Source organism: Mesorhizobium sp. M4A.F.Ca.ET.050.02.1.1 (assembly GCF_003997725.1).
Lineage (GTDB): Bacteria > Pseudomonadota > Alphaproteobacteria > Rhizobiales > Rhizobiaceae > Mesorhizobium.
The window spans coordinates 1-11033 of record NZ_RZSG01000133.1 but is presented as its reverse complement, the minus strand read 5'-3'; the positions used below and the strand labels follow the sequence as shown (position 1 = coordinate 11033).

The 11033-nt window shown below is 64.7% G+C and carries 12 protein-coding genes and 1 pseudogene; 8 read left to right on the top strand and 5 right to left on the bottom strand.

Annotation, left to right across the window (positions count from 1 at the left end; all coding sequences use genetic code 11):
* Positions 1 to 227 (bottom strand): annotated as a pseudogene (locus tag EOA33_RS11980) (aspartate aminotransferase family protein); the annotation flags it as partial.
* Positions 228 to 385: 158 nt separating this feature from the next.
* Here EOA33_RS11980 and EOA33_RS11975 point away from each other — a divergent pair.
* Positions 386 to 838: a hypothetical protein gene (locus EOA33_RS11975; RefSeq protein WP_126056985.1), complete on the top strand. Its 453-nt coding sequence runs from the start codon at positions 386 to 388 to the stop codon at positions 836 to 838.
* A 6-nt stretch (positions 839 to 844) separates the two neighbouring features.
* Here EOA33_RS11975 and EOA33_RS11970 read toward each other — a convergent pair whose 3' ends face one another.
* The gene (locus tag EOA33_RS11970; protein WP_126056986.1) at positions 845 to 1819 is read right to left on the bottom strand and encodes a WD40 repeat domain-containing protein; all 975 of its coding nucleotides are present in this window, start codon (positions 1817 to 1819) and stop codon (positions 845 to 847) included.
* A 348-nt stretch (positions 1820 to 2167) separates the two neighbouring features.
* Positions 2168 to 3211: a GTP-binding protein gene (locus tag EOA33_RS11960; RefSeq protein WP_126056987.1), complete on the bottom strand. Its 1044-nt coding sequence runs from the start codon at positions 3209 to 3211 to the stop codon at positions 2168 to 2170.
* A gap of 135 nt (positions 3212 to 3346) precedes the next feature.
* On the opposite strand from EOA33_RS11960, the gene EOA33_RS11955 reads away from it, so the two are divergent.
* A complete protein-coding gene (locus EOA33_RS11955) occupies positions 3347 to 4078 on the top strand; it encodes an intradiol ring-cleavage dioxygenase (RefSeq protein WP_126056988.1) in 732 nt (243 codons plus the stop codon).
* Between the two features lie 219 nt (positions 4079 to 4297).
* A complete protein-coding gene (locus tag EOA33_RS11950; protein ID WP_126056989.1) occupies positions 4298 to 4768 on the top strand; it encodes a MarR family winged helix-turn-helix transcriptional regulator in 471 nt (156 codons plus the stop codon).
* 251 nt (positions 4769 to 5019) lie between these two features.
* Here the strand turns inward: EOA33_RS11950 and EOA33_RS11945 are convergent, their stop codons facing one another.
* Complete coding sequence (locus EOA33_RS11945) at positions 5020 to 5928, bottom strand: AraC family transcriptional regulator (RefSeq protein WP_126059265.1); 909 nt, start codon at positions 5926 to 5928, stop codon at positions 5020 to 5022.
* 49 nt (positions 5929 to 5977) lie between these two features.
* On the opposite strand from EOA33_RS11945, the gene EOA33_RS11940 reads away from it, so the two are divergent.
* The 5 genes from EOA33_RS11940 (at position 5978) to EOA33_RS11920 (ending at position 10075) form a co-directional block, all read left to right on the top strand.
* On the top strand, positions 5978 to 6385 hold the full coding sequence (locus tag EOA33_RS11940) for a DUF2000 family protein (protein WP_127405708.1): 408 nt from the start codon (positions 5978 to 5980) through the stop codon (positions 6383 to 6385).
* Between the two features lie 194 nt (positions 6386 to 6579).
* The gene (locus EOA33_RS11935) at positions 6580 to 7464 is read left to right on the top strand and encodes a DMT family transporter (RefSeq protein ID WP_189375086.1); all 885 of its coding nucleotides are present in this window, start codon (positions 6580 to 6582) and stop codon (positions 7462 to 7464) included.
* A gap of 67 nt (positions 7465 to 7531) precedes the next feature.
* Positions 7532 to 8554: a LacI family DNA-binding transcriptional regulator gene (locus EOA33_RS11930; RefSeq protein WP_127405709.1), complete on the top strand. Its 1023-nt coding sequence runs from the start codon at positions 7532 to 7534 to the stop codon at positions 8552 to 8554.
* Positions 8551 to 9534 (top strand): 2-hydroxyacid dehydrogenase, encoded by a 984-nt coding sequence (locus EOA33_RS11925; protein ID WP_127405706.1) that lies wholly within the window; start codon positions 8551 to 8553, stop codon positions 9532 to 9534. Before EOA33_RS11930 ends, EOA33_RS11925 begins: the two co-directional genes overlap by 4 nt.
* 157 nt (positions 9535 to 9691) lie before the next feature.
* On the top strand, positions 9692 to 10075 hold the full coding sequence (locus EOA33_RS11920; RefSeq protein ID WP_189375087.1) for a hypothetical protein: 384 nt from the start codon (positions 9692 to 9694) through the stop codon (positions 10073 to 10075).
* 12 nt (positions 10076 to 10087) lie between these two features.
* On the opposite strand, the gene EOA33_RS11915 is transcribed toward EOA33_RS11920, so the two are convergent.
* Positions 10088 to 10861 (bottom strand): gamma-glutamyl-gamma-aminobutyrate hydrolase family protein, encoded by a 774-nt coding sequence (locus EOA33_RS11915; RefSeq protein WP_126056993.1) that lies wholly within the window; start codon positions 10859 to 10861, stop codon positions 10088 to 10090.
* Positions 10862 to 11033 lie beyond the last annotated feature (172 nt).

The window sequence follows — 11033 nt, the reverse complement described above, 5'->3', positions numbered from 1 at the left end:
ATGGTGGCGCTCTTGGCGCTGTCGACCAGGATCGGGAACGGCGTCGGCCAATCGTTCATCCAGTGCATCGGCACGCCGCCGAAAAAGCCGGGCAGGCCATTGCCGGCCTTGGCCAGCGATTTCGGCCGCGCCTTGCGGAAAACCTCCGCCTCCGTCTCGCGCAGCACGGCAATGCGCTCGCGGCTGATGCCGCCGATCGACGTCTTTGAATGGCTGGTTGAATGCATGAAGTCCCTCTCGCGCGCACTGTAGACAATCGCCGTCTCAAACCGCAATTGGCCGCCGGCTTGCCCTGCATTGGTTCAGCGGCAGCCGGCTGGCGCTTGACCTCGAGGCAAAGCCCGGCATCAATACGGGCCTGGCTTGTGGTTTTGGGGGAGAAAAAATGCGTGCGATGATTTGCACTGCGACATTGCTTCTGTCGGCTGGCGGGGCTCTTGCGAGCGGCGGCATCTGGTGCTCCGCCGAGGATGCTGCGGCGATATTCCAGGTCGAAGCCGGCGTCACCAGGGGCATGGGAGGGCCGACGTTCAATTTTCGCGGTGATCTCGAAATTCTCGGCAGACCTGCCGGCGACAGCCTGCGCAAGACCGTCTTCGAGGATTCGAACCTGACGCAATACTGGCTCGACGGCGAGGAATTGCGGCTGAACATCTATCACGAGCACGAAGTCGCTGAACGTATCAACTCGGTCGAACTGACGATCCTGACCAAGACCAGCGACGAGGGCGTCTATGACGGGCGCTATACGCTCGCCATCTACGACGCCGCGGCGGATACGGACCAGGACGGCAAGCCGGTTGAAGTCAAAGGCAAAGTATCCTGCGGGGCAGAATAGTCGAGCCTACGCCGTGATGTCGATGACGCCGCAGTCGCCGGCGGCGCTGCCGAAGACGATACGGCGCTCTTCCCCGTCCCACATCATCGCGGTGATGGCGCCCTTGCCGGGGCGGCGCAGCAGCACTTCCTTGGCGTCGGCGAAGCGCACCGCCATCACCATGCCGTCGTCATAGCCGATCGCCACCACATCCTGGCTCGGATGGCAGGCGACCGTGGTGACCATGGCGTTGCCGCGCGTGCCGAGCTCCAGCGGCGCCTTGCCCATCGGGCCGTCCTTGCCGGTAAACGGCCAGACGATCGCCGCCGGCGCGCCCGAGCTCGCCAGCCATTTGCCCTTGGGCGCCCATGACAGGCTTTTGACCTTTGCCGGATAGCCGCTCATGCGCATGTGCTTGCCATCGGCGAGCTTCCAGCCATGCAGCGCGTTCTCCTGCATCGTGGTGACGAGGAAGGCGCCGTCCGGCGAGAAGGCGATGCCGGTATGGGCGCCGGCCCATTCGAGCTCGACCGGCTTGCCCTCGGCGGCGGGGAAATGCAGCGTCGCGCCATTGTAGCGGGCGACACCGAAACGCATGCCCTTGGGCGAGAAGGCCAGCCCCTCGACCGAGCGCGGATGGGCGAACTCCTTGGTCTTGCCGTCGGCGAAGCGCACGAAGGCGGTCTTGCCGGATGCATAGGCGATCGCGCCCTGCGGCCCGGCGGTGACGCTGGTGATCCATTTTTTGCCGGCGCTCGCCAGTTCCTGGACGTTGCCGCCCGCGGTGATCGAAAAGACCTTGCCATCCTCGCCGCCGGTGATCAGCCGATCGTTGGCCGCGTCATGGAAGGCGGCAAGCAGCCCATCATTGGCCTGCGCGGTCTTTTGCCCGTTGTCGAAGCGGTGGATTGTGCCATCGGCGAGCGCGAAATGCGGCACATCGCCGAGGAAGACGGCGGCGACGCAATGGCCTTCGAGATCAAGCGGGGCGACTGTGGGCATGGCTATCTTTGTCTGGTGAAAGTGCAGAAGGCGGCTTACTCGACGTTTGTACGTCCGGCAACCATGAGGGGGATAATCGCCAGCGATGGCGCCGCCCCTCATTGTCCTGCCGGACATTTCTCCCCGTATAGTGACGGGGAGAAAGAGGGTTGTCGCGGATGATTTCGCCAATCTTCAGCGCTACAGAATAGGCGTCGACATTGCGGCCAGCCTTCTTCTCCCCGTCACTATACGGGGAGAAGGTGCCGGCAGGCGGATGAGGGGCGGCGCCAACGGTTGGAAATTGTCGCTACAGAATGCTTGGCAGTGCTTTGATGACCCTAAGCAGCCTGTCCTCCTCCCGAACGTTCAAGCCGCCTGGCAGGCCTCGAAGCTCTTGCGCAGCCGCTCGGCGTCGAGTTCGCGGCCGATGAAGACCAGCCGGCTCTCATGCTTCTCGCCATCCTTCCAGGCGCGTTGGTGGTCGCCCTCGATGATCATGTGCACCCCCTGGATGACATAGCGCTCATCGTCGCCCTTGAGCGCGATGATGCCCTTCAGTCGCAGGATGTTCGGACCTTCCATCTGGGTGATCTTCTCGATCCACGGGAAGAACTTCTTCGGGTCCATCTCGCCGCCGCGCAGCGACACCGACTGCACCGTCACGTCATGGATGTCGGAAGCATGCGCGTGGTCGTGATGGTGATCGTGGTCATGGTGATCATGGTCGTGATCGTGGTGGTCGTGATCGTGGTCGTGCGCTTCGAGGAAATGTGGGTCGTTCTCCAGCGCGCGGGCAAGGTCGAAGGCGCCGCGATCGAGCACCTCGGCCAGCGCCACCCCGGCACGCTGGGTGCGATGGATCCGGGCCGCCGGGTTGATGGCGCGGATCGTCGCTTCGACCTTGGCGAGTTCGTCCGGCGTGACGAGGTCGGTCTTGTTGAGCACGACGACGTCGGCGAAGGCGATCTGGTCCTCGGCCTCCTTGGAATCCTTCAACCTGAGCGGCAGGTGCTTGGCGTCTACCAGCGCCACCACCGCGTCGAGCTTGGTCTTGGAACGCACGTCGTCGTCCATGAAGAAGGTCTGCGCAACTGGCACGGGGTCGGCCAAGCCGGTAGTCTCGACGACGATGGCGTCGAAGCGGCCGGGACGGCGCATCAGGCCTTCGACGACGCGGATCAGGTCGCCGCGTACCGTGCAGCAGACGCAGCCATTGTTCATCTCGTAGATTTCCTCGTCGGATTCCACGATCAGGTCGTTGTCGATGCCGATCTCGCCGAACTCGTTGACGATGACGGCATAGCGCTTGCCGTGGTTCTCCGACAGGATGCGGTTGAGCAGCGTCGTCTTGCCGGCGCCGAGATAGCCGGTCAGCACGGTTACGGGAATCTGCGTCTGCGCTTGGCTCATGTCTTGCCTCAAAAGTCTTCTCGCCTCGGAATTCCGGGCTTCGAAAAGGGGAGTGTCGGCTCCATATAGGATGTGTGCCACGCTTTTGCACGCGGCAAACCGATGGGCCAGCCAGGCAGGCCAGAAAGGCGCCAGATGTCCGACAAGCGAGCTTCCTTGCCAATCTCCCGGCGCCGGGCGCTCGGCCTGATTGCCGTCACCGCCGGCGGCGGCAGCTTTGTGCCGTCCACCGCGCCTGCCGCGCAGGTTTCGCCCTATGCCGGGCTTGCCCTTTTCGATGCCGGCGCCGGCGTCTGCGCCATCACGCCAGAGGCGACCGAGGGGCCGTTCTATTTCGACCCGAAGCTCGAACGCGCCGACATCACCGAGGGAAAGAGCGGTGTCGGTCTGACTGTCACGCTGCAGGTGGTCGATGCCGCCTGCCGCCCGCTTGCAGGGGGGCGCGTCGACATCTGGCATTGCGACGCGCAAGGCCACTATTCCGGCTATCCGGGCCAGGGCGATGGCGAGGATGTCGACACGTCGGGCCAGATCTTCCTGCGCGGCTGGCAGAAGACGGACGAAAGCGGCATCGTGTCCTTCGCCACCATCTATCCCGGCTGGTATCGCGGCCGCACCACCCATATCCACTTCAAAGTCTTCCCGGACGATCGCTCGGTGATGACCGGCCAGTTGTTCTTCCCCGACGCGCTCAGCGACCAGATCTTTTCGACCGTTTCGCCCTATGCCGAGCGCGCCGGCAAGCGCGACACATCGAACGCGCAGGACGGCATCGCGAGACGCTCGGGACCGCTGTCGCAGGCCGCCTTGCGCGAGGCGGCGGACTCCTACCAGGCGCTCCTGGTCGTCGCGGTGAAGTCCGTCTGAGGCTGGTTTGCACGCCTCGACGCGCCCGCCGGAAAGCCTTCCTCCAGGGGAAAAGTCGTTTGTCATCTAACTGAAATAAACATCTGGCATCACCACGGCGGACGTCGCAATGCTTGCCGGCAAAGCTGTTCTGCAAGCCGGATTCTTTTTGATCGTCGATTGCCAACCGGCAGGCAGCCTCTATGCTGTCGCCACCGGTTCGGCCGAAGAGGGATGACCATGGCCAAGGCGGACAAGACAGCGACAATGAGCCGGCTGCATTCGGCGGCGCGACTGGCGCGAACGGCGCTCGCCGCCCGGCTTTTGGCGCATGGTTTCTATGCCGGCCAGGACCAGATCATGCTGGCGCTCGACCGCGAGGACGGCCAGACGCCGGGCAACCTCGCCGGCCGTCTCGGCGTGCGCCCGCCGACCATCACCAAGACCATCAATCGGCTGCAGGCGCAAGGTTTTCTCGAAAAGCGCGCCTCCAACGCCGATGCCCGACAGGCGCATATCTTCCTCACCGATACCGGCCGCGAGACCATCCGCGCCATCGAGAAGTCGGTGAAGAAGACCGAAAAGCAGGCGCTGAAGGGCCTCGACAAGAAGGACCAGAAGGCGCTGTTCAAGCTGCTCGCCCGGGTCGAGGCCAACCTTTCCAACGAAGATCTGGTGCTCATCGACGACGACGCCGAACTCGATGATTAACGAGCGACGCGTCAGCGTCGTCTCGCAGCGACGCGTAGGCGCGACGCGAAGCGTCGTCGCGGTGCAGTGCGCCAGCGTTGCCCTTCAAGTAGCGCCCTAGCATCGGCGGCTTAGCGGAAAGGGCCACGACGCTGCGCGTCGCGCCTGAGAGCTATCACAGGGCGTCTCGCGGTTGAGCGATCACGCTGCGCGTCGCGCTTACGGAACAATGCCAACGTGGGTGGGTTGAGCGACGACGCTGCGCGTCGCGCTTACGGAACAATGCCAACGTGGATGTGTGGAGCGACGACGCTGCGTGTCCCGCTTCGCACCAGCATCGACCAACGCCCGGGCGTAAGCCCGAACGCCTTCTTGAAATGACGGTTGAAATGGCTCTGGTCGCTGAAGCCGGCGGCAACGGCGATTTCGGCCAGCGGCTCGCCAGCCTCGATCATCCGTCGTGCCCGCTGCAGCCGGCGCATTACAAGGAAGCGGTGCGGGCTGGTGGCGTAAGTGGCGCGGAAATGGCGCGAGAGCGCGTAGCGGTCGAGGCCGGTAACGGCTTCCAGCTCACCTGACCGCACCGGCCGCCCGGCATTCTCTTCGAGATAGTCGCGCGCAAGCGCTGCTGCGCGCCATGCAGTCATTCCCATCGGCTTCGCCGGCTGTCCGGCATGTCGGCCCAGATTCCGCGCCAGCTGCGCGATGAAATCGGCGACGAACAGCTCGTCCAGCTCTTCCTGCAGCGGCGCCAGCGCCGACAGCAGCGTGCCGCGCAGCGCCGGGTCGCTCACCACGGCGTCCGCGACGAAAGGCAGCGGCTCACCATCCAGGCAGTCAATGAGCAGCGACGGTTCCAGATAGAGGATGCGATAACGCAGTCCTTCCTCCGTGCCGGCGCCGCCATCGTGCAGTTCGTCGGGATGCAGCACGATCACCTGGCCGGGCAGGCTGTGCCGCAGCGCGCCGCGATAGTGGAAGCGCTGGACGCCATCGAGCGTCACGCCAATGGCGTAGGTGTCGTGGCGGTGCAGTTCGAAGGCGTTGCCGTGGAAGCGCGCCTCGATGCGTTCGATGCCAGTGCCGCCCGGCGCCGACACGATACGGTCCCCGGGAGCGACCTCGCCCGAGCACGAACGTTCAAGACCCTGCACAGGCTCTGCGGCTAGATCGTGCGCCATCGCTTCAACCAGGCCTGTCATAGGCCGCCTCCCGGAGACTTGAATCTTGGTGTTCGATACGAAATTTGCAATCGTGCTCAGGGACGATCTCGCCGTCTGGCAGAAGCTCAATGTCACCGCGTTTCTCACCAGCGGCATCGTCGCTCAGTTTCCGGAGATCATCGGCGAGCCCTACCGCGACCGTGCCGGCAACATCTACAACCCGCTGTCGATCCAGCCGGTCATCGTGCTGTCGGCGGACGGGCCGACGCTGAACGCGATTCATCGCCGGGCGCTGGAGCGCGGGGTGACGGCATCGGCCTATGTCGAGGAGATGTTCTCGACCGGGCACGACGCCGCCAACCGCGCCGTCTTCGCCGAATTCGCGCCCGAAGACGCCAGGGTCGTCGGCATCGCGCTCCGTGCCGAGAAGAAGCTCGTCGACAAGATCACCAAGGGCGCCCGCATGCAGTCATGATTCAGGCCGGCAGCGCTGGTCCACGGCAGCGCCTCGACTGAGCCTGTCCGGGACGCTTGTTGGGCCAGTCGCTTTTGGCTTGCCGGCCAGCGGCGATTGCCGCAAAAGGGTGGCGTCTACCTTTCCCCGGCCCGACTTTGAGCATTCCCAAAAATCAAGACGACAGCGCAACGCCGCCAGCGGCGATGCTTTTGATGCTGTGCGTGTACGTCTGCTTCACCTTTCTCGACACCAGCAGCAAATATCTGGTGCTGGCCGGCGTCTCGGCGCTGATCGTCGCCTGGGCTCGCTTCATCGTTCATGTGCTGCTTGTCGGCGTCTTCCTGCGCGGCTGGCGCGCGCCGTCGCGTTTTCGCGCCAGGAACCTGCCCGCGCACATCCTGCGCGGCGCCTTCCTGTTCGGCTCGACCATGTGCAACATCTTCGCGCTGCGAACCTTGCAACTGGCCGAGACGACATCGATCTACTTCTTCGGGCCGATGGTGATCACCGCGCTTGCCGGTCCGCTACTTGGCGAATGGGCGGGCTGGCGGCGCTGGCTGGCGATCCTGACCGGCTTCGTCGGCGTGCTGATCATCACGCGGCCCGGCGTCGGCGTGTTCGGCATCGGCCATCTCTTCGCGCTCGGCTCGATGCTGTCGAACAGCTTCTATGTCATCATGACCCGCCGCATGTCGGCGAGCGAGACTTCCGAAAGTCTGATCCTGTTTTCGGCGCTGGCGCCGGCGGTGCTGCTCCTGCCCACGCTGCCGTTGTCGCATGCCTTGCCGCAGGACGGCTGGCACTGGCTCATCCTCCTGATGCTCGGCGTGTTCGGCGCCACCGGCCATTGGCTGCTGGTGCAGGCCTACCGCCTGGCGACCACCACCGCGCTCGCCCCCTATCCCTATTCGCAGATGGTGTGGATGATCATCTCCGGCTGGGTCATCTTCAACCAGTTCCCTGACCGCTGGACGCTGCTGGGCGCAGCCATCATCGTCGCCAGCGGCCTTTACATCATCCATCGCGAACACCGGCTTCGCCTGCGCAACAGCGCCACGCTGGACGCAGAGGCCGAAGCCCTGGCAAAAAAACTTTGATTTGCCCCGGATCGATGGCATAAGAGCCGCCTTTAAACAGTTTAAATCGGTTCGGGGAGCGAAGGGGCTGGCACAGAAGATCAAGCTTTCGACGATCGCGGATGCGCTCGGTGTGTCCACGGCCACGGTGTCGCTGGCGCTGCGCGACAGTCCGCTGGTGGCGGGCAGCACACGCGACCGCATCAAGGAACATGCCCGCGCCATCGGGTATATCTACAATCGCCGCGCCGCCAGCCTGCGCACCTCGCGCTCGGGCATTGTCGGCGTCGTCGTGCACGACATCATGAACCCGTTCTTCGCCGAGATCCTGCGCTCGATCGAGAGCGAACTCGACCGCAGCCGGCAGACCTTCATCCTGTCCAACCACTACGACCAGCTCGAAAAGCAGCGCACCTTCATCGACACGCTGCTGCAGCTCGGCGCTGACGGCGTCATCATGTCGCCGGCCATCGGCACGCCAGCCGAGGACATCGTCATGGCCGAGGACAACGGCCTGCCGGCGGTGCTGATCGCGCGCAGCGTCGCCGGGGCCGACGTGCCGGTCTTCCGCGGCGACGACGCCTACGGCACGGCGCTGGCCACCAATCACCTGATCTCGCTCGGCCACAAGCGCATCGCCATGATCGGCGGCACCGATCAGACGTCGACCGGCCGCGACCGCTACCAGGGTTATCTCAACGCCATGGAGGCGGCGGGGCTTGAGGTCAGGCCGTCCTGGCGCATCGCCGGCCCGCGCACCAAACAGGCCGGGTTCGAGGCCGCCGGACAGTTTTTGGCGCTGAAGGACAAGCCGACCGCGGCCTGCTGCTGGAATGACCTCGTCGCCATCGGGCTGATGAACGGCATCGCGCGCGCCGGCCTGGTGCCGGGCGTCGACATCTCGGTCACCGGCTATGACGATCTGGAGGAGGCGGCAATCGCGACACCGGCATTGACCACGGTCTGGAATGGCCAGCGCGAGGTCGGCCGGCGTGCCGCCAGCGCGCTGCTCGACAAGCTCAATGGGCAGACGGTGCGGCCGTCGCAGGAACTGATCAAGCCGGAACTGCATGTGCGCCAGTCGACCGGCAAGCCGGTGGAGCGTGGATGACGAAGGCTGAACAGTTGCAGACCGTCGCCGTTCTGGTGCCGGGGCATTTCAACGACCACGCGGTTGAGCGCATCGACCGCACCTTCAAACGGGTCAGGATCGAACGCGCCGATGCGGCGCTGGTCACCGACGAAATGCGCCGTACGGTGCGCGCCATTGCTTCCTTCGCCGGCATCGATGCGGCGATGATGGATGCATTGCCCAACCTCGAACTCATCGCCTCTTTCGGCGTCGGCTATGATTCTGTCGATGCCGGCCATGCGGCGACGAAAAACATCATGGTCACAAACACGCCGGACGTGCTGACCGAGGAGGTCGCAGACACCACGATCGGCCTTTTGATCAACACAGTGCGCGAGCTGTATGCCGCCGAGAAATGGCTGCGCGACGGCAACTGGGTGAAGAAAGGCAGCTACCCGCTGAGCCGGCTGACCTTGCGCGGCCGAAGTGTCGGCATTTTCGGCATGGGCCGTATTGGGCAGGCCATTGCCCGGCGTCTGGAGGCCTTTGGATTGCCGGTCGCCTATCACAACCGGCGCCGCGTCGAAGGTCTTTCCCACCAGTACCATCCGACGCTGAAGGGCCTTGCCGACGCGGTCGATACGCTGATTTGCGTGGTACCGGGCGGCGCTTCCACGGAGAAGGCGATCAACGCCGAGATCCTGTCGGCGCTCGGCCCAAACGGCGTCTTCGTCAACATCGGCCGGGGTAGCACGGTGGACGAGACGGCGCTTGCCGCAGCGCTCGCCAGCGGCACGATCGCCGCCGCCGGCCTCGATGTCTTTGCCGACGAGCCGAACGTGCCCAAGGCGTTGCTGGTAGCGCCCAACACTTCACTGCTGCCGCATGTCGGCTCGGCCTCGCACCACACGCGCCGCGCCATGGCCGATCTCTGTGTCGACAATCTCGTATCCTGGTTCAGCGAGCGCCGGCCGCTGACGCCGGTGCCGGAGACGGCGCAGGTCAGGCCGCGCGGCTGACCCGGCCCGCCACACTTGTTAACGCCCGATTAACCCTTTTGAAATCATTCTGCATACTTCGTTATGCATAGGCAAAAGCCGCGGCGCGGTTCGGGCCTTGTACATGAAGGCAAGGTTTGAAGCGCGCCGGCGCGCCTCAAATGCACGGAGAGATCGGGTGAAGCTTATTCCTGCGTTGATGGCGGCGGCCGCGGTGGCCGGTGGCGTCCAGCCCTTTCACGGCGGCAGCGGCGAAAGCATCGCCAGTGAAACAGCCTCCTCCAGCAGCTACCGGCTGACCGCCAATGGCGACGAGGCGGCCTGCGCTGTCCGGCGCGGCGCCAATATGTCGGACGGCCTGTCGCTGCTGACCGTCGCCCCGAACTGCCGCAAGCTGCTGCCCGGCATCGAGCGGGCGAAATTCTGGCGCGAAGAGGCTGACGGCACGGTCGCCTTCAGCGCGAACGGCATCGATCCGATCGTCACTTTCAGCGTGGCCGATGGCGACGGCTACGAGTCCTACGCCCCGGTCACGCCGCTTCTGGCGCTGAGCCACGATTGAGGTTCGGCGGGCCTACTCCGCCGCCGCGCGGACCCCGGCTTTCGCCGCCGCATGCAGGCGCACCGCGTCGCCGAAAGCGCGGAAGATCCTGGCCGAGTTGTCGTCCGACTTGACCCAATATTCGGGATGCCACTGAACGCCGACCGCAAACGCGCGGGCATCCTTCACCGAAACCGCTTCGATCGTGCCGTCGGTGGCCAAGGCCTCGACCTGCAGCCTCGAGCCCAGCCGATCGATCCCCTGGCGGTGCAGCGAGTTGACCTTGATCTCGCCGGCGCCAAACACGCCGGCGAGGCAGCTGCCGGGCTTGATCGAAATCGTCTGATGGATGGCAAAGCGCTCGTTCTGATCGTCGCTCACCGCGGCGCGGTGGTCGAGCGACCCCTCACGCTCCTGGATCTCGGTGCCCAGCGTGCCGCCCAACGCGACATTCAGCTCCTGGATGCCGCGGCAGATGGCAAGTAGCGGCACGCCGCGCTCGATCGCCTTGCGGATCAGCGGCAGCGTAGTGGAATCGCGCGCCGGATCATACGGACCGTTCCGCTCGCTGGCGTCACCACCGTAGAGCGAGGGATGCACATTGGACTTCGAGCCGGTGACCATGACGCCGTCGACCGACGAGAGCAGCTCGTCGAAGTCGAGCCGGTCGCCGAAGGACGGCACCAGCAGCGGGAACACGCCGGCGCCGGCAAGCGCGGCTTCAAGATATTGCTGCGGGGCGGCATGCCAGGTGTAGTTGTCGAACTGGCGGACGTCGGTCGAGATGGCGACGAGCGGCTGCTGCATTTTGGATCCGGTTTCCGTTGAGGGCTAAGGAGCTATTCTGCCTACAAAATAGGCGATCCCAAGGCGCTTTTCCATGACAAGTTTTGGCAGGTCGCATAGGCCAGGCGGCAGGCCGTTAGACTATAGTTGCAGGTCGTGCGCCGAGAGCGCGCATTTCCCGCCAATGCCGCCG